Below are 17,605 nucleotides of genomic sequence, written 5' to 3' on the forward strand. Positions count from 1 at the left end.
ATGCCGATCCGCCGCCCGACCGCCGCACCCCTGAGGGAGGGCGAATCGCTCACTTGCCGCCCGTCCGCTTCTCTTCGACGAGCGTCACGACGCACTCGATGACCTGGTCGAGGGTGAGCTCGGTGGTGTCCACCTCGACGGCGTCACCGGCCTTGGCCAGCGGAGAGGTCTTCCGGCCGGAGTCGGCGGCGTCCCGCTTGATCAGGGCTTCCTTGGTGGCCGCCAGGTCGGTGGCCTCCTTGCCCCCCAGCTCACCGTTGCGGCGGGCGGCGCGGGCCTCGGCGGAGGCGGTGAGGAAGATCTTCAGGTCGGCGTCGGGGAGCACGGTCGTGCCGATGTCCCGGCCCTCGACCACGATGCCGCCCTCGGCGGCCGCGGCCGCCGCGATGGAGCGCTGCAGCTCGGTGATGAGGGTGCGCACCTCGGGCACCGCGCTGACCGCGCTGACCTTGGAGGTGACCTCCTGGGTGCGGATCGGGCCGGAGGCGTCCAGGCCGTCGACGGTGATGGTGGGCGCGGACGGGTCGGTGCCGGAGACGATCGCCGGCTTGCCGGCGGCGGTGGCGACGGCGTGCTGGTCGTGGACGTCCACGCCGTTGGTGATCATCCACCAGGTGATCGCCCGGTACTGGGCGCCGGTGTCCAGGTAGCGCAGCCCGAGCTTGGCGGCGACGGCCTTGGAGGTGCTGGACTTGCCCGTGCCGGAGGGACCGTCGATGGCGACGATCACGGCAGACGGAGCGGCGGTTTCCACGGGACGGACACCTTCCTGGTTGCGCGACGTTGTGCGGGCGCGCCAAACGCACCCCCGCTCAAGGTTACCGGCCCTCCGAAGCACCCTGTCCCCCCGTCCTCCCGGCTCCGCCGAGGTGGGGACGGCCCGGCAGGGGTCACTGGCGGCGGATGGCCCAGCCGCGTTCGGTGAGTTCCGCCGTGAGGACCGGTGCCGCGGCCGGTTCCACCATGAGCTGGACCAGACCCGCCTGCTGCCCCGTCGCGTGCTCGATGCGCACGTCCTCGACGTTGACCCCGGCCCGCCCCGCGTCGGCGAAGATCCGCGCCAGCTCGCCCGGCTGGTCGCTGATGAACACGGCCACGGTCTCGTACGACGCCGGCGCCGCACCGTGCTTTCCGGGCACCCGGTCCCGCCCGGCGTTGCCGCGGCGCAGCACGTCCTCGATGCCCGCCGCGCCCTCCTGCCGCTTCGTCTCGTCCGCCGACTGCAGGCCGCGCAGGGCCTGCACCGTCTCCTCCAGGTCGGCCGCGATCCCGGAGAGCACGTCCGCGACCGGCCCCGGGTTCGCCGAGAGGATCTCCACCCACATCCGCGGGTCCGAGGCGGCGATCCGCGTCACGTCGCGGATGCCCTGCCCGCACAGCCGTACGGCGGTCTCGTCGGCTTCCTCCAGCCGCGCCGCGACCATCGAGGAGACCAGCTGCGGGGTGTGCGAGACCAGGGCCACGGCCCGGTCGTGCGCCTCGGGGTCCATCACGACCGGCACGGCCCGGCACAGCGCCACCAGCTCCAGTGCCAGGTTGAGCACCTCGTGCTCGGTCTCCCGGGCCGGGGTGAGCACCCAGGGACGGCCCTCGAAGAGGTCGGCGGTGGCCGCCAGCGGGCCGGACTTCTCCTTGCCCGCCATCGGGTGCGTGCCGATGTAAGCGGACACGTCCACGCCCCGCTCCGTCAGCTCGCGCCGCGGCCCGCCCTTGACGCTGGCCACGTCCACGTAGGCGCGGGCCACGCCGCGCCCGATGGCGTCGGCGAGGGTCGCGGCCACGTGCGCCGGCGGCACCGCGATGACCGCGAGGTCGACCCGGTCGGGCGCGGGCTCGTCGGTCCCGGCACCGAGCGCGGCCGCGGTCCGGGCCTGGGCCGGGTCGTGGTCGACGAGGTGGACGGTGATCCCCCGGCGGGACAGGGCGAGCGCCGCGGAGGTGCCGATCAGTCCGGTTCCGATGACGACGGCGGTTCTCACGGTGGGCGCTCCTGGGTGGTCGTGGCGGGTCTGACACTCAGGGTAGTCATCCCGTACGACGGGCGGACCCCGGGGACCGCCTGTCGAGACGGCCGCCGGTTCCCCCGTGACGGAGCCGAACGGGCCTGCGGGGCCGGTCCCGCCCCGTCAGAGCCGCTGCTGCCGGATGATGTCCTCCAGCGAGCCGCTGGGCACGTGGCCGTCGGGGGTCAGCCTGTCGACGGCCTGGGGCAGCACCTGGGCGAGCTCGTCGGCGGCCTCGTCGGGGGTCACACCGGCCTCCTGGGCCACCTGCCGCAGGGTCTCGTCGGGCAGCGCCTCCTTGAGCTGCGCGCCGGAGACCGGCTGGTTGGCACCGGAGGAGACCCAGGACTGCGCCTGGTCGACCAGGCCGGACTTGGTCAGCATCTCCAGCAGCCCGTTGAGCGGGTTGCCGCCGACGGCGGCGCCTCCGCCCTGCGCACCGCCGGCGCCGCCCATCAGTGCGCCGAGCAGGGAACCGAGGACGTTGCCGGCACCGCCGGGGCTGCCGCTCCCGCCACTGCCGATCAGGCCGCCGAGGAGAGAGCCGAGATCGTTTCCCGCCATGACCGTGCGCCTTTCGAAGAGGGACCGGGCGACGCCGGGGAAGCGCCCTCCGGCTTCGGGACACGGATAATTTCTCCCGGATGGGGACATGTCGCCACCTCGCGGAGGGCAGGGCGGCGGACTGCGCTACAACAGGCGGCATGATCTTCCACGTCGTCCCGCTCACCGACTGGTCCGCCCGGCCGGAACTCCCCTACGCCCCGTCCTCCCTCGACTCCGTGGGTTACGTGCACTGTTCGGCGGACCGCCCGACCGCGCTGGCCATCGCGGAGTCGCACTACCGCGACACCCCCGGCACCCTGCTGGCGGTGGAGATCAACGAGCGGGCGCTGACCTCCGAGGTGAGCCGGGAGGGTGAATCGGGCGGCCGCTACCCGCACGTCCACGGCCCGATCGACCGGGCCGCCGTGGCCCGCGTGTGGGAGGTCGTCCGTACGCCGGGCAGCCCGGCCGAACTGGCGCCCTGGCAGCCCGGCACCCCGTAGGGGGTGTCCGGCGGCCGGTGCGGCGCGGCGGACCGTCATACGGCCCGGCAGGGACCAGGATGCTGCTCGCGACCCGGAACCCGACGAGGAGCCTCGGATGAGCGACCCACTGCACCCCGGAACCGCCCGCCGGACCGTCCTCGGCGCGGGCGCCGCGGCACTGGCCTGCTGCGGGCTCACCGCCTGCGGCGACGGCGGCGCCCAGGAGCCCGCACAGCCGCCGAGCCCGTCGGCCACCCCGCCGGCCACCCCGCCCGCCACGCCTCCGGACGCGGCGGCGCCCACGGCGCCCTCGTCCGCCGCCGCAGGCACCCCGCTGCTCCGGACGGCGGACGTGCCGGTGGGCGGCGGGACGATCCTGAAGGCGGAGAAGGTGGTGGTGACCCAGCCCACGGCGGGGTCCTTCAAGGGGTTCTCCGCCGTCTGCACCCACCAGGGCTGCATCGTGGCGAAGGTCGAGAACGGCACCATCGACTGCCCGTGCCACGGCAGCAAGTTCGATGTGACCGACGGCGCGGTGGCCCACGGCCCGGCCACGCGGCCCCTGCCGGCACGCGCGATCACGGTCTCGGGCGGCGAAATCTCCCTCGCGTAGCGGCGGGCCCGCCGCCTACCCTCCCGGGGTGAACGAACAGACCCTCGCCGACGAGACCCTCGTCGCGGAGCACACCGTGTACGCCTGCGTGATGGGCTCGCGGGCCTTCGGGCTGGCCACCGGGACCAGCGACACCGACCGGCGCGGTGTCTACCTGGCCCCGACCCCGCTGTTCTGGCGGTTCGAGAAGCCCCCCACGCACGTCGAGGGCCCCCTGCCGGAACAGTTCTCCTGGGAACTGGAACGGTTCTGCGAGCTGGCCCTCAAGGCCAATCCGAACGTCCTGGAGTGCCTGCACTCGCCGCTGGTCGAGCGGATCACCCCGGTCGGGGAGGAACTCCTCGCCCTGCGCGGGGCGTTCCTCTCCCGCCACGCGCACGCCTCGTTCACGCGGTACGCGATGGGGCAGCGCCGCAGGCTGGAGGCCGATGTCCGGCTGCACGGCGCGCCCCGCTGGAAGCACGCCATGCACCTGCTGCGCCTGCTGGTCTCCTGCCGCGACCTGCTCCGCACCGGCCGCCTGGCCATCGACGCCACCCCGCACCGGGACCGGCTCCTGGCGGTGAAGCGGGGTGAGCTGAGCTGGCAGGAGGTGGACGCCTGGATGGCCGGGCTGTCCGAGGAGACCGAGGCCGCCCTCGCCACCACTCCGCTGCCCGCCGAGCCGGACCGCGCCGCGGTCGCGGACTTCCTGCACCGCACCCGCCGCGCGTCGGCCCTCTGACGGCCCCCGCGCCGCCTGAGGGCCACGGCGCCGGCACCGACCGGGCTACGGCGCCGGCGCGTCCCAGAGCGCCCCGAACTCCAGCAGTTCGTCGCGGTACTCGATGCGCCCCTCCCAGTCCCGCGGCCACGCCTCCGCCCCCAGGTGCGCGCCGGCGAAGGCGCCCGCCAGGCAGGCGATCGAGTCGGAGTCGCCCTTCGTGCAGGCGGCCCGGCGCAGCGCGAGGAGGGGCTCGTCCGGGAAGAGCAGGAAGCAGTGCAGGGCGGTGGCCAGGGCCTCCTCGGCGATCCAGCCCTCGCCGGTGGCCAGGCACGGGTCGAGCTCGGGGGCCGGGTCGCGCAGCGCGGCCGCGAGCCGGTCCAGGACGGCCAGGCACTCGTCCCAGCCGCGCGCCATGAAGGACTCGGGCGTGGCGTCCGAGGTCGCCCGCATCCACAGGTCGCCCAACCAGCGCTCGTGGTAGCGGGTGCGCTGCCGGAGGGCGTACGAGCGCAACCGGCCGACCAGACCGGTCACTTCGACCCCCTGCGCCAGCAGGAACACCGCGTGGGCGGTCAGGTCGGACGCCGCGAGCGCGGTCGGATGGCCGTGGGTCAGCGCCGACTGGAGCTGGGCCGCTCCCGCCCGTTCCTCCTCCGTCCAGCCGGGCACCAGGCCCACCGGCACCACCCGCATGTTCGCGCCGCAGCCCTTGGAGCCGATCTGGCTGGCCTCGTGCCAGTCCCGCTCCGGGGCGTTCAGCAGGCTGCACGCCCGCAGACAGGTATTGCCCGGGGCCCGGTTGTTCTCGGGCGAGTGGTACCAGTCGACGAACTCCTCCCGCACCGGGCGGGTCAGGCGCAGCGGTCCGATCCGGCCCCGGTCCGTGGCGGTGCGGATGCCGCGCGCCAGGGCCAGGGTCATCTGCGTGTCGTCCGTGACGATCGCCGGGCGCGGCAGCGGCATCTCCCGCCACGGGCCGCACTTGGCCAGGATGCCCGGCACGTCGTTGAACTCGGTCGGGAAGCCCAGCGCGTCGCCCAGTGCCAGGCCGACGAGCGCGCCGGTCGCCGCTCGCTTGGTGGGGGTGGTGCCGGTGGTCGTCATCGCGGCTTTCCTTCCGGTCGGAGCAGGGGCGGGTGGAGCACGGCGGCGGATCCCGCCCGGTAGAGGGCGGCGGGCTTGCCCCGGCCGCCGGTGAGCCGGGCGGCGCCGGGCACGGGTTCGACGAACCCGGGGGTGGCGAGAACCTTCCGGCGGAAGTTCGGCCGGTCGAGCGTGGTGTCCCAGACGGTCTCGTAGACGGCCTGGAGCTCGCCGAGGGTGAACTCGGGCGGGCAGAAGGCGGTGGCCAGGCCGGTGTACTCCAGCTTGGCGCGGATCCGTTCCCGGGCGTCGTGCAGGATCGCGTCGTGGTCGAACGCGAGCGAAGCGAGACGGTGGTCCCCCCGGCCGGAGGCCGGTGGACGACCGGTGTCGTCCGCGGGCACCCAGCGCGCCTGTGCGGCGTCCCCGCCGCCCTCGGCGGCGGGTTCGGGCATGTCCGGCACGAGCGCGGTGAACGCCACCGAGACGACCCGCATCCGCGGGTCCCGGTCCGGTTCGCTGTACGTGCGCAGCTGTTCGAGGTGGAGGCCGGCCACGACCGGCCCGGGCAGCCCGGTCTCCTCGGCGAGTTCCCGGCGGGCGGCGGTCTCGGCGGATTCGCGGGGCAGCACGAAGCCGCCGGGCAGCGCCCAGGCGCCGGCGTACGGCTCCTGGCCGCGCCGGATCAGCAGCACGTGCAGCCGGCCGGCGCGCACGGTGAACACGGCGAGGTCGACGGTGACCGCGAAGGGTTCAAAGGCGTGCGGGTCGTAGGAGGGGGTGGTCATCGTCGCTCCGGAAGGGGGTCGGCGAACCGCGGGCCCTCGGCGAGCAGCGTGTCGACGGCCTCCACCGCGGTCCGCAGTCGCTCCTGCTCGCTGCCGCGGACCACGAGGAAACGGCGTCCGGTCCGGGTGAGTTCCTCCTCGAACCGGTCGGTCATCCAGGGCCGCAGGCCCGGGCTGTCGCGGAGCCCGTCGTCCTCGAAGGGCACGCCCTCGTGGTGGGTGAGCAGGTACAGGTCGCGGGGGCGGCGGGCGGCGATCTCCTCGACCTCCGGGCTGCGGCAGCCGAGGTAGCGCTCGTGCCAGATGCCGGTGGCGAAGGAGTCGGTGTCGCAGATGAGCACCGGGGAGCCGAGCCGGGCCTCCCGCTCCTCGTCGGCGTCCTGCCGGCGGGCGATGACCGGGAACTCCTCGGTGCCGAACTCCGCGTCGGCCCAGTCGGCCTCCGGGTCGACGGTGCGCAGCGCGGCGAGCTTCTCCTCGCTGTGGCGGCGCCCGTACTCGGGGACCCAGCCGGTGCGGGCCCAGACCCCGCCGCGCGCCCGGTAGTGGCCGGCCAGGGCCCGGGACAGGGTGGTGGTGCCGGTGGACTCGGCTCCGAGGACGACCACCCGGCGGGCGAGGGCCGCCCGTACCGGCGCGGAGAGGTACTCCCAGCAGGCGGCCGGGTCGGCCCGGACGGCCGTCCCGGAGACCGGGTAGCGGGTCCGGCCGGGGTCCACCAGGACCTCTTCGGCACCGAACCTGCGGGCCAGTTCGGCGCCGTAGTCCTCCGAGGTGAACACGGCGTCGACCGGTCCGGGGACGGCCGCCCGGAAGATCGCCATGTGGGCGTCCCAGACGGCGGGGTCGAGGAGGTCGACGGGGACGTCGTCCACGGCGCCCACCACGTCGGCCTCCGGGTGCTCCTCCCGCATCCAGGCGACCCGGTCGGCGAGCGGCACCGATTCCACGGAGGAGGCGCAGACCAGGACGGTCAGCCGGGCGCACTGCCGCCGGGCGGTGCGGACCAGGTGGTGGTGGCCGGCGTGCGGCGGGTAGAACTTGCCGAGCACCAGGCCGTGGACGTACCGCGTCATGCCGTCACCTCCGCACTCGCGCGCGGGGCGGTGGCCGTACCGGGGTCCCGGCTCCAGCCGCGCAGGCCGGCCACACACAGGGCGAGGAAGCCGACGTAGAGCAGGGCCGTCAGGTACAGGCCCTTGTAGGCGTACAGCGGTACGTAGACCAGGTCGGCGGCGATCCACAGCCACCAGGACTCCAGGCGCTTGCGGCACTGGCCGTAGGTGGCCGTCAGGGAGAGCGCGGTGGTCAGCGCGTCCCAGAAGGGGACGGTGGAGTCGGTGGCCCGGGCCAGCACCAGGGTGAGCGCGGCCGTCGTCACCGCCCCGGCCGCGGCGAGCCACAGCCATTCGGTACGCGTGGTGCGGCGCACCGGCAGGGCGTCGGCGGCGCCCGGACCACCCCCGTGGGCCCAGGTCCACCAGCCGTACGCGGCCAGGGCGATGAAGACGATCTGGAGGCCGGCGTCGGCGTACAGGCCGGCCTGGGTGAACAGCACGATGAAGAAGACGTTGTTGGCGATGCCCACCGGCCAGTTGGCGATGTGCTGCCGTGCGACCAGCCAGACGCAGACGGCGCCGGTGGCGAACCCGAGGACCTCGGTCCACGAGAGTGTCCAGCCCATGATGACGAACCCCTTTAATAGTCAGAACGACTATAAACAGTCCGGAGGGCGCGGACAAGGGGTCTGGGGTCGGTTCGGCTCCCGGTTCCCGCTTCCGGGAACGACGGAGCCCGCGGTGCCGGCGGGCACCGCGGGCTCGCGGATCGTGCGACGGCCGGGCCGTCGGTCAGAGGCCGACCTCGCGCATCAGCATGCCGACCTCGGTGTTGGTCAGGCGGCGCAGCCAGCCGGACTTCTGGTCGCCGAGCTCGATCGGGCCGAAGGCCGTACGGACCAGCTTCTCGACGGGGAAGCCCGCCTCGGAGAGCATCCGGCGGACGATGTGCTTGCGGCCCTCGTGCAGGGTCACCTCGACCAGGTAGTTCTTGCCGACCTGGTCGACCACGCGGAAGTGGTCGGCCTTGGCGTAGCCGTCCTCCAGCTGGATGCCGGACTGCAGCCGCTTGCCGATCTCGCGCGGCAGCGGACCGGTGATGGCCGCGAGGTAGGTCTTCTGCACGCCGTACTTGGGGTGCGTCAGCCGGTGCGCGAGCTCGCCGTGGTTGGTGAGCAGGATGATGCCCTCGGTCTCCGTGTCCAGGCGGCCGACGTGGAAGAGCCGGGTCTCCCGGTTGGTGACGTAGTCGCCGAGGCACTGGCGGCCGTCCGGGTCCTCCATGGTGGAGACGACACCGGCGGGCTTGTTCAGCGCGAAGAACAGATACGACTGGGTGGCGACGGTGAGGCCGTCCACCTTGATCTCGTCCTTCGCCGGGTCGACCCGCATGCCCTGCTCGGTCACGATCTTGCCGTTGACCTCGACGCGGGCCTGCTCGATCAGCTCCTCACAGGCACGCCGCGAGCCCATGCCGGCCCGGGCCAGCACCTTCTGCAGGCGCTCGCCCTCCTGCTCGGCGCCGGGGAAGGTCTTGGGCAGCTTGATCTCGGGCTTGTTCGCGTACCGCTCGCGGTTGCGCTCCTCGATCCGGGCGTCGTACTCGCGGGGACGGGACGGGCGCGCCTGGCCGCCGCGCGCGCCGCCGGACTGGCCGCCGCGGCCGCCGCCCTGGCCCTGGGGGGCCTTCGAGCTCTTCGGACCGCCCTTGGCCCCGCCGCGGGCCGCGGCGCCGCGGGCACCGCCGCCGGAGCGGCCGGCGCCGGAGCGCTCGCCCTCGGGGCCGACGTCGTAGCGGCGCTCCTCCGGGCGCGGACGGCGCGGACGGTCCTGGCCCTGGCCCTGGGTGTTCCGGTCGTCGCGCGAGTTGCCGGCGCCGCGGTAGTTACCGCGTCCGCCGCTCTTGCCGCTGTTCCTGTTGCCGCCGCTGCCGCTGCTTCGCATCAAATGTCCGTCGTCTTGTCGTCTTCATCTGTGTCCGGAGCGTCCGGATCGAACGACGGGACGCCTTCCTGCGTCTCGGCCTCGATCGCGTCCGCCTCCGGGAGGAAGGGCGCGAGCTCCGGGAGCTCGTCCAGGCCGCGCAGGCCCATCCGCTCCAGAAAGTAGTTCGTCGTCCTGTACAGGATCGCACCTGTTTCGGGTTCCGTGCCCGCCTCCTCGACCAGACCCCGCTGGAGCAGGGTCCGCATGACCCCGTCACAGTTCACGCCGCGCACGGCGGAGACCCTGCTGCGGCTCACCGGCTGCCGGTACGCCACCACCGCGAGGGTCTCCAGTGCCGCCTGGGTGAGCCGGGCCTGCTGGCCGTCCAGGACGAAGCCCTCCACGGCCGGGGCGTACTCCGCCCGGGTGTAGTACCGCCAGCCCCCGGCGACCAGCCGCAGCTCGAAGCCGCGGCGCTGCACGTCGTACTCGTCGGCGAGCTCCCGGAGTGCGTCGGCGACCTCGCGGGGGGTACGGCCGAGCACCTTGGCGAGGTGCGCCTCGGTGGCGGGTTCGTCCACCACCATGAGGACAGCCTCCAGGGCGGGCTTCAGCGCGAGCCGCCCCACCCCCTCACCCTGGCCGGTCCCCGCACTCCGGCCCATTCCCTCACTCCGGCTCATTCGGTCTCCTCCACGGCCACGACCCGGTCGAACTCGTCCGTGACGGCCGGCGACGCACCGGCCTCCCCGCCGCTCCAGCGCACGGTCAGGGCCTGCAGCGCCTCTTCCTGCTCCAGCTCCACGGCCTTCTCCCGGTACAGCTCCAGCAGCGCGAGGAACCGTGCCACCACCGTGAGGGTGTCGGGCGCGTCCTCGGTGAGCTCGGCGAACGAAGCCTCGCCGCGGGCCCGCAGCATCCGTACGACGACCTCGGCCTGCTCGCGCACGCTGACCAGCGGGGCGTGGATGTGGTCGACGTAGACCTGGGGCTCGGGCCTGGGCTGCATGGCCTTGGCCGCGAGCCGGGCGAACCCCTCGGCACCGATGCTGATGACGACCTCGGGCAGCAGCTCGGCGTGGTGCGGCTCCAGTCCCACGGTGCGCGGGTAGCGCCTGCCCTCGGCCTCCGCCCGCTGCTCGAAGATCCCGGCGACCTGCTTGTACGCGCGGTACTGCAGCAGCCGCGCGAAGAGCAGGTCCCGGGCCTCCAGGAGGGCCAGGTCGGCCTCGTCCTCGACCTCGGCGACGGGCAGCAGCCGGGCGGCCTTGAGGTCGAGCAGGGTCGCGGCGACCACGAGGAACTCGGTGGTCTGGTCGAGGTCCCAGTCCGGGCCCATGGCGCGGATGTGCGCCATGAACTCGTCGGTCACCCTGGACAGGGCGACCTCGGTGACGTCGAGCTTGTGCCGCGAGATCAGCTGCAGCAGGAGGTCGAACGGCCCTTCGAAGTTCGCGAGCCGCAGGGTGAACTTCCCGTCGCGGGGCGCGGGCAGGTCCCCTTGCGCGGGCTCGGACTCAGCGGCCTGTACGGGCTCGGGCGCGGCAGCCGGGTCGGGCGCAGCCGCCTGTACGGGCTCAGGCGCAGCGGCCCGGTCGGGCGCAGCCGCCTGTACGGGCTCAGGCGCAGCGGCCCTGTCCGGCGCGGCTCCGGGCCCGCAGGGCCCGCCCTCCGGGCCTGCGGCCCGCCCGGCGGAGTCCTCCCCCGCCCCACCCCTTCCCGGAACGGGGGCTCCGCCCCCGGCCCCGGCCGATGGCTGGTCCCCGACCTCTCCGACGGCCTCGGCGGGCACCACGCCGGTGCGGACGCCCGGACCACCGGCCGTGGCGGCCATGGCGGCGCGGGCCTCGGCGGGTTCCGGCGGTCGGGGGCCCTCCCCCGGGCCATGGGAAGGAGCGGATGGCGACTGATCCTGATCCCCGTCGGCCCGCGCCGGCGCGGCGGACACCCCCGGGCCGCGGCCCAGGCGGCGCCGAGCGGCGGCGGGGCGGGCGGGGTCGTTCGGGGGCATCGCGTTCCAGGGTCGGGGGGTGATCCGGCGGCAGTGCCGACGGCCGACGACGGCCGCACGTGGCACCCACGCAGCCTACCGGCCGGCCCCGCCCGACCCCGTACGCCGCCGCCCGCCCGTACGGCCCTACACCCGCGCAGCCCCCGCCGCCGCTGGCCGGATGCCGCCGCCGTGTGGGCAGGCGTGCCGCAGGGCGATGGGGGTCCCCCCTGCTCGAGCGAAGCCGAGAGCTTGGGGGTGGGGGTCCCCCCGGACGGAGTCTGGGGGAGGTGGGCACACGGCACACCGGCCCGCGCCGGACGCGCAGCGTGTGCCCGCACCCCGACCCCGCTCACGGGTCGGACCCCGCTCCGGGCGGTGCTGGGGGCGGCGAAGCCACCGCCCAGGCCCGGGGGCAGCGGCTGCGGCCGGGCCCGGCCATGGCCTTGGTGGGGCGGGAGCGAGCCTGCGGAGCGGCGTTCCGGTGTGCCCACCCGTTCCGCCCTGCGGAACGCCTGCCCACACCTTTCGCGGAGCCGCGCCCACGCCTTCGGCGGTGCCGCGCCCCGGCCAGGGCGGGGCAGAGCCCTGCGGAACGCCTGCCCACACCTCGGCTGAGCGCCCGCGCACACCTTTCGCGGAGCCGCGCTCACGCCCCCGGCGGGGGGAAAGCCCGGCGGAGCGCATGCATATGGCTTCGGCGGGGCCGTGGCGGGCGTCCGGCGGGGGATCGGGAGCGCCGCAGCCCCGCCGGGCGGGCCGACGGGGCTGCGGAAGGAAGGACGGCGGGGGCAGACCCGCGGGCGCGGGTCGGGGCCCGCCAGGGTGAGGCTGCGTCCACGGGGAGGGCGGCTCCTGCGGAGCCGCGTCGCTTCGGCGGGCCGGAGTGGCCGCCGCGGCGGCACACCGCTGCTGCGGAGCGGCCGGGCTGCGGGCCCCGCGGGGGTCAGCGACCGCGGAGGCGGCGGACCAGGATGCTGGCGTCGCCGCGGGACTCCAGGTCCGCCAGGACGACGGCGACCGCTTCTCGGACGATGCGTCCGCGGTCCACCGCGAGGCCGTGCTCGCCGCGCAGCACCAGCCGCGCGTGCTCCAGGTCCATGAGCTCCTCGGCGGAGACATAGACCGTGATCTTCTCGTCGTGCCGCTCGCGCCCGCTCGGCCGGCGGTTCCCGCCCCGCCCCTTCCGGCGCGGAGCCGCGCCCGCCGCCGGGCCGGAACCTTCCTGCGGCCGGCGCGGCGCTGCGACAGCCGGCTGCCCGGCCTCATCGGCCTCCCGGCCGGAGTTCGAGGCCGGCGCCGGCGCCGGCACCGCGTCCTGCGCCGCCGTGTGCTCACCGCCGTCCAAAGGAGACGGAGTCTCCTCCGTGCCCCGCCGCGGCGACGACGCCTGCAGCGCCATCCCCCCGGTCGTACGGAAGAGTTCGTCCGCTCCGGGCAGACTCACTCGGCGTGACACCGGGCGAGCACCTCCCTGGCCAGCTGACGGTAGGCGGCGGCACCCACGGAGTTGGACGCGTACGTGGTGATCGGCTCGCCGGCCACCGTGGTCTCCGGGAAACGGACCGTCCGGCCGATGACCGTGTGGTAGACGTGGTCGTCGAAGGCCTCGACCACCCGCGCCAGCACCTCGCGGCTGTGCACCGTACGGGAGTCGTACATCGTGGCGAGGATGCCGTCGAGCTCCAGCTCCGGGTTGAGCCGCTCCTGCACCTTCTCGATGGTCTCGGTCAGCAGGGCCACGCCGCGCAGCGCGAAGAACTCGCATTCCAGCGGGACGATGACCTTGTGAGCGGCCGTCAGGGCGTTGACCGTCAGCAGGCCGAGCGAGGGCTGACAGTCGATCACGATGTAGTCGTAGTCGGCCATCAGCGGCTTCAGCGCGCGCTGCAGCGTTGATTCCCGGGCCACTTCACTGACGAGCTGTACCTCGGCCGCCGACAGGTCGATGTTGCTCGGCAGCAGGTCCATGTTGGGGACCGCCGTCTTGAGCAGCACCTCGTCGGCCGACATGCCCCGCTCCATGAGCAGGTTGTAGACCGTCAGGTCGAGTTCCATCGGGTTCACGCCGAGACCCACCGACAGCGCGCCCTGCGGATCGAAGTCGACGAGCAGCACCCGCCGTCCGTACTCGGCGAGCGCCGCACCCAGGTTGATGGTCGACGTGGTCTTGCCCACGCCGCCCTTCTGGTTGCACATCGCGATGATCTTCGCTGGACCGTGGTCGGTCAGCGGACCCGGGATCGGGAAGTACGGCAGCGGCCGTCCGGTCGGGCCGATCCGCTCGCGGCGCTGCCGGGCAGCGTCGGGGGCGAGCGTGGCCGCGTATTCGGGGTCGGGCTCGTACTCGGCGTCGGGGTCGTAGAAGTGCCCCTCGGGCACCTCGTCGTAGTCGGCGAAACCGATGGGCGTGTCGCCGCTCCGGTCGCCGGCCATGGAGTTCACGTCTAGGCCGTCCATGCTCTTCGGGGGCGTCGTCATGTGCTGGTGGTTTGCGAAGGTGCGGACCGCGACGGAGCCGACAGCCTCGAGCCCCGCGGGGCCCTGGGCCCGCGCCGGGGGCTCCCCCGCGCCCTCCGGGCGCAGGGTGCGTACGCCTGCTTGACCACCCCCGGGAGCAAATGTCGACTCATTCACAAGTCGTCTTACCTCCTTGGACGTGACCAGGACACTTATCGATAGGTCAGCGTGGCACCATGCCGACGGTTGTGGACTCTATGGCGTGTCAGCGCTCCGCAGCAACACAATCCGCCGGACCCGGCACGATGTGTCGGCAACCGAACACCGCTCTGTCAAGAGCGTCCGAGGTGTCGTCGCGAAGTTTCACGGGTGCGCGAAACGGTTAAAGGGTTACGTTCGAGGCGAGTTGAGCCGGGTCGCCACCGTTCCCGCAGACGCGTCCGGCCGGACCTTGGGGGCAAGGTCCGGCCGGATACGTGAGATTGACGTCAGTCGTTGACGGAAGGCCAAAAGGGCCTCCCACCAGCGGAACGACTAGCCGAGGAGCGACTGCAGCTCGACGGACTCGAGGCCGTGGGCCTCGGCGACGGGGCCGTAAACGACCTTGCCGTCATGCGTGTTGAGGCCCAGCGCCAGAGCGGCGTCGCGACGCAGCGCCTCGACCCAGCCGAGGTTCGCGAGCTGCACGATGTAGGGCAGGGTCGCGTTGGTCAGCGCGTAGGTGGAGGTGTTCGGCACCGCGCCCGGCATGTTGGCGACGCAGTAGAAGACCGAGTTGTGGACCTGGAAGGTCGGCTCGGCGTGGGTGGTCGGACGGGAGTCCTCGAAGCAGCCGCCCTGGTCGATGGCAATGTCGACAAGGACACTTCCGGGCTTCATCTTGGCGACGAGCTCGTTGGTGACCAGCTTCGGGGCCTTCGCACCCGGGATCAGCACAGCACCGATGACGAGGTCGGCCTCGACGACGGCCTTCTCCAGCTCGAAGGCGTTGGAGACGATCGTCTTGATCTTCGTGCCGAAGATCTTGTCGGCCTCGCGGAGCTTGTTGATGTCCCTGTCGAGCAGGGTCACGTGGAAGCCCATGCCGATGGCGATCTGAGCCGCGTTCCAGCCGGAGACGCCGCCGCCGATGACCACGCACTCGCCGGCGTGGGTGCCGGGGACGCCGCCGGGGAGGACGCCACGGCCGCCGGCCGAGCGCATCAGGTGGTAGGCGCCGACCTGCGGGGCCAGGCGGCCCGCGACCTCGGACATCGGGGCGAGCAGCGGGAGCGCGCGGTTGGCGAGCTCGACCGTCTCGTACGCGATGGCGGTGGTGCCGGACTCCAGCAGGGCGTCCGTGCACTCGCGGGAGGCCGCCAGGTGCAGGTAGGTGAAGAGGGTCTGGTCCTTGCGGAGGCGGTGGTACTCCTCGGCGATGGGCTCCTTGACCTTCAGCAGCAGGTCGGCGGTGGCCCACACCTCGTCGGCGGTGCCGAGGATCTCGGCACCGGCCGCGACGTACTCGGCGTCCGTGATCGAGGAGCCGACGCCGGCGTTCTGCTCGATGAAGACCTGGTGGCCGTTGCGGACGAGCTCGTGCACGCCGGCGGGGGTGATGGCCACCCGGAACTCGTTGTTCTTGACCTCGCGGGGGATGCCGACCTTCATCGTCGATCACGGTCCTTGGCTCAGGGGAAATAACGGGGCAATGCCATACATACCCGCTGACACTGGTGCGCAACGGGATGCACCACGAGATGACGTGGCAGAGCCAGTTTAATGAAGGATTAACGCGTGTCTAGCCTTGCAAACTAAATATCTTGGCCGGAACCGCTGCGGATTTCGTAGGCCGAAGGGTCCTCTCCGAGTAGACGATCAGCAGCAGTACGGTGCAGCCGGGCCGCCGCCGGGTCGCCCAGCCGGTCCAGCGTGTCGGCCAGCCGCACCTGCAGCGCGGCCTGAAGCCGCAGGTCCCCGGCCCGGCGGGCCAGATCCACCGCCTCGCGGCAGGTGTGCAGGGACTCCTCGGGCCGCCCGGCGTACTCCTGCACCCGGGCCATCTCGCTCAACGCCTTTGCCTGGCCCGGCACATCGGCCAGCTTCCGGTACCCGGCCGCAGCCGCTCGCCAGCTCCGCAGCGCCTCCCCGTAGCGGCCGGACAGGGTGTGCACGTTGCCGAGCCGTCCGTACAGCCGCGCCTCGTCGGCCCGCTCCCCGCGGGCGAGCGCCTGGGTGAGGGCCCGGCCGAACCAGTCGGCCGCCCGGTGCCAGTCCCCCAGTTCCTGGTGCGCACCCCCTACGGATTCCATCGCCCGGCCGGTGGCGTACGGGTCCTTCGCCTCGCGTCCGGCGTCCAGTGCGGCCCGGTAGCGCTCCAGCGCCTGGGCGGTCCGGCCGGTCTCCGCGTCCAGGTCGGCCAGGTTCAGCAGGGCCGCCGCCTTCTCCCGGTGCAGCCCGCGCCGCTCGGCCACGTCCAGGACCAGCCGGTGCAGCCCGTACAGCTCGGGGGCCGCCGCATCGGTGCCGCGGTGTACGGCCAGGGCCCGGACCAGGGCCGAGATCAGACGCCTGGCCAGGGTGTCCAGCTCGCCGTCGGCGACGGCCAGCCGGGCGGCGGCGTCGAGGGCGGGCAGCCTGGAGTCCAGCCAGCGGGCGGCGGCCCGGGCGTCGGGGAAGCGGAGGGCGCGGGGCACCGCCGGCGACACCTCGCGCATTTCCCCCACGAGGTCGTCCTCGTCGTCTTCCGCCACGGCCCGGCAGGAGTGCAGCAGCCGTACGGTCCGCTCCAGCGTCCGGGCCCGGGCCAGCTGTACCTCGGCGGCCCGTTCCTTGCTCTCCAGCAGGGCCTGCAGGAACGGCGTGAGGCAGCCGGGCAGGAGGTAGAGGCCGTCCGCGGCGGGCCGCAGCAGGCCCAGTCCGGCGAAGTCCTCCAGCGTCGACTGGGCCGCGGCCACCGAGCAGCCGGCCAGTGCGGAGGCGGTCTGGGGGTCGATGATCCCGGCGGGCGCGAGCGGCAGCAGCCGCAGGGTCCGCTGGGCGGGCTGCGGCAGCGAGCCGTAGACGAAGCGGAATGCCCGGCCGAGCGGTCCGCCGCCGGCTGCGGCCGGGGTGTCGTGCAGCTGCTTGGCCAGGTCGGCGACGGTGGCCTTGGGGTGCGCGGCGAGCCAGCCGCCGACCACGGCGAGGGCCGCCGGCTGGCCTCCGCAGGCCTCGGCGAGGGCCTCGGCCGCGCGCGGGTCGACGGTGACGCGGATGTCGCCGATCCGCTGGGTGAGAAGCTCGACGGCGGCCGGGGTGTCCAGGCCGCCGAGGGTGCAGGGGCGGACATCCGGAATCCCGGTGAGCGGGCCCTCGGAGGTGACCACGACCAGGCACTCGCGCACGTCGGGGAGGAGCGGGTCGACCTGGAGGGCGTCGAGTGCGTCGTCCAGCAGGACGATCGCGCGGCGCCCGGTCAGCGCCTCGTTGAGCACCTCGCCGAGCTCGTCGGCGCCGGCCCCGGGGGGTGTGGGGCGGCCGAGCCCCTCGAGGAGGTCCCGCAGGGTGCGCTCGGTGGAGACCGCCGTCCCGCCGGGGGTGGAGAGGCCGGCCCGCAGCACCCCGTCGGGGTATTCGTCCGCCACCTCGCGGACGAACTCCTCGGCGAGCGCGGTCCGGCCGGAGCCGGGACGGCCCGCGATCAGCAGGACGCGGGCGCGGGGGGCCATGTCCTTGCGGCCGGAGAGGGTGTCGAGACCGGTACGGGCGATGTCCTCGCGCAGCTCCTTGAGCTCGCGCCGCCGCCCGACGAAATCCGTCACAGCCCGCTCCTTTCCGTGGCCGTCGCTTCGGGGATCCCGAGCGTAGTTCACGCAGAGCGACGGGCCGCGTGCCGCGCGGCCGATGATCCCTCGATCGGATCAGCAGATCTTCATATCAATGTGTTGCGTGGTGGGGCTGGGGCTGCGAAGCGTTTGTGCGGGGCC

At 73.7% G+C, this 17,605-nt stretch carries 17 protein-coding genes; 3 read left to right on the plus strand and 14 right to left on the minus strand.

The window, feature by feature from the left end:
- Positions 1–49: 49 nt before the first annotated feature.
- The 3 genes from cmk to ACGFQ9_RS37680 all read right to left on the minus strand — a co-directional run bounded on the left by cmk (position 50) and on the right by ACGFQ9_RS37680 (position 2,567).
- The gene (gene cmk / locus ACGFQ9_RS37670) at positions 50–754 is read right to left on the minus strand and encodes a (d)CMP kinase (RefSeq protein WP_393580352.1); all 705 of its coding nucleotides are present in this window, start codon (positions 752–754) and stop codon (positions 50–52) included.
- Positions 755–890: 136 nt separating this feature from the next.
- Positions 891–1,979 carry a prephenate dehydrogenase gene (locus ACGFQ9_RS37675; RefSeq protein ID WP_393580353.1) on the minus strand — a complete coding sequence of 363 codons (1,089 nt, stop codon included), beginning with the start codon at positions 1,977–1,979 and terminating at the stop codon, positions 891–893.
- A 147-nt stretch (positions 1,980–2,126) separates the two neighbouring features.
- Positions 2,127–2,567, minus strand: a complete 441-nt coding sequence (locus tag ACGFQ9_RS37680; RefSeq protein WP_393580355.1) for a YidB family protein — start codon at positions 2,565–2,567, stop codon at positions 2,127–2,129.
- 140 nt (positions 2,568–2,707) lie between these two features.
- Here ACGFQ9_RS37680 and ACGFQ9_RS37685 point away from each other — a divergent pair, with 140 nt between their 5' ends.
- The 3 genes from ACGFQ9_RS37685 to ACGFQ9_RS37695 all read left to right on the plus strand — a co-directional run bounded on the left by ACGFQ9_RS37685 (position 2,708) and on the right by ACGFQ9_RS37695 (position 4,371).
- On the plus strand, positions 2,708–3,052 hold the full coding sequence (locus tag ACGFQ9_RS37685) for a DUF952 domain-containing protein (protein WP_393580356.1): 345 nt from the start codon (positions 2,708–2,710) through the stop codon (positions 3,050–3,052).
- Positions 3,053–3,149: 97 nt separating this feature from the next.
- Positions 3,150–3,647, plus strand: a complete 498-nt coding sequence (locus tag ACGFQ9_RS37690) for a Rieske (2Fe-2S) protein (protein ID WP_393580358.1) — start codon at positions 3,150–3,152, stop codon at positions 3,645–3,647.
- A gap of 28 nt (positions 3,648–3,675) precedes the next feature.
- On the plus strand, positions 3,676–4,371 hold the full coding sequence (locus ACGFQ9_RS37695) for a DNA polymerase beta superfamily protein (protein ID WP_393580360.1): 696 nt from the start codon (positions 3,676–3,678) through the stop codon (positions 4,369–4,371).
- A gap of 45 nt (positions 4,372–4,416) precedes the next feature.
- On the opposite strand, the gene ACGFQ9_RS37700 is transcribed toward ACGFQ9_RS37695, so the two are convergent.
- From ACGFQ9_RS37700 to ACGFQ9_RS37750, 11 genes are all read right to left on the minus strand, one after another.
- Entirely contained in the window at positions 4,417–5,457 is a 1,041-nt protein-coding gene (locus ACGFQ9_RS37700) for an ADP-ribosylglycohydrolase family protein (RefSeq protein WP_393580361.1), read from the minus strand.
- Positions 5,454–6,224, minus strand: a complete 771-nt coding sequence (locus ACGFQ9_RS37705) for an NUDIX domain-containing protein (RefSeq protein ID WP_393580363.1) — start codon at positions 6,222–6,224, stop codon at positions 5,454–5,456. The genes ACGFQ9_RS37700 and ACGFQ9_RS37705 overlap by 4 nt, the downstream gene beginning before the upstream one ends.
- The gene (locus ACGFQ9_RS37710; protein WP_393580364.1) at positions 6,221–7,300 is read right to left on the minus strand and encodes an AAA family ATPase; all 1,080 of its coding nucleotides are present in this window, start codon (positions 7,298–7,300) and stop codon (positions 6,221–6,223) included. The genes ACGFQ9_RS37705 and ACGFQ9_RS37710 overlap by 4 nt, the downstream gene beginning before the upstream one ends.
- On the minus strand, positions 7,297–7,908 hold the full coding sequence (gene pnuC / locus ACGFQ9_RS37715) for a nicotinamide riboside transporter PnuC (RefSeq protein WP_393580365.1): 612 nt from the start codon (positions 7,906–7,908) through the stop codon (positions 7,297–7,299). The genes ACGFQ9_RS37710 and pnuC overlap by 4 nt, the downstream gene beginning before the upstream one ends.
- Before the next feature lie 166 nt (positions 7,909–8,074).
- Positions 8,075–9,226, minus strand: a complete 1,152-nt coding sequence (locus ACGFQ9_RS37720) for a pseudouridine synthase (protein WP_393580366.1) — start codon at positions 9,224–9,226, stop codon at positions 8,075–8,077.
- Complete coding sequence (gene scpB / locus ACGFQ9_RS37725; protein ID WP_393580367.1) at positions 9,226–9,891, minus strand: SMC-Scp complex subunit ScpB; 666 nt, start codon at positions 9,889–9,891, stop codon at positions 9,226–9,228. Before scpB ends, ACGFQ9_RS37720 begins: the two co-directional genes overlap by 1 nt.
- The gene (locus ACGFQ9_RS37730) at positions 9,888–11,219 is read right to left on the minus strand and encodes a segregation and condensation protein A (RefSeq protein ID WP_393580369.1); all 1,332 of its coding nucleotides are present in this window, start codon (positions 11,217–11,219) and stop codon (positions 9,888–9,890) included. Before ACGFQ9_RS37730 ends, scpB begins: the two co-directional genes overlap by 4 nt.
- 925 nt (positions 11,220–12,144) lie before the next feature.
- Positions 12,145–12,657: a hypothetical protein gene (locus ACGFQ9_RS37735; RefSeq protein ID WP_393580371.1), complete on the minus strand. Its 513-nt coding sequence runs from the start codon at positions 12,655–12,657 to the stop codon at positions 12,145–12,147.
- The gene (locus tag ACGFQ9_RS37740; RefSeq protein ID WP_393580372.1) at positions 12,642–13,679 is read right to left on the minus strand and encodes a ParA family protein; all 1,038 of its coding nucleotides are present in this window, start codon (positions 13,677–13,679) and stop codon (positions 12,642–12,644) included. Before ACGFQ9_RS37740 ends, ACGFQ9_RS37735 begins: the two co-directional genes overlap by 16 nt.
- 513 nt (positions 13,680–14,192) lie before the next feature.
- Complete coding sequence (gene ald / locus ACGFQ9_RS37745) at positions 14,193–15,308, minus strand: alanine dehydrogenase (protein WP_393580374.1); 1,116 nt, start codon at positions 15,306–15,308, stop codon at positions 14,193–14,195.
- A 143-nt stretch (positions 15,309–15,451) separates the two neighbouring features.
- Entirely contained in the window at positions 15,452–17,440 is a 1,989-nt protein-coding gene (locus ACGFQ9_RS37750; RefSeq protein ID WP_393580376.1) for a tetratricopeptide repeat protein, read from the minus strand.
- Positions 17,441–17,605: the final 165 nt, after the last annotated feature.

The organism is Streptomyces sp. NPDC048603 (genome assembly GCF_043199475.1).
Taxonomy (GTDB): Bacteria; Actinomycetota; Actinomycetes; order Streptomycetales; family Streptomycetaceae; genus Streptomyces.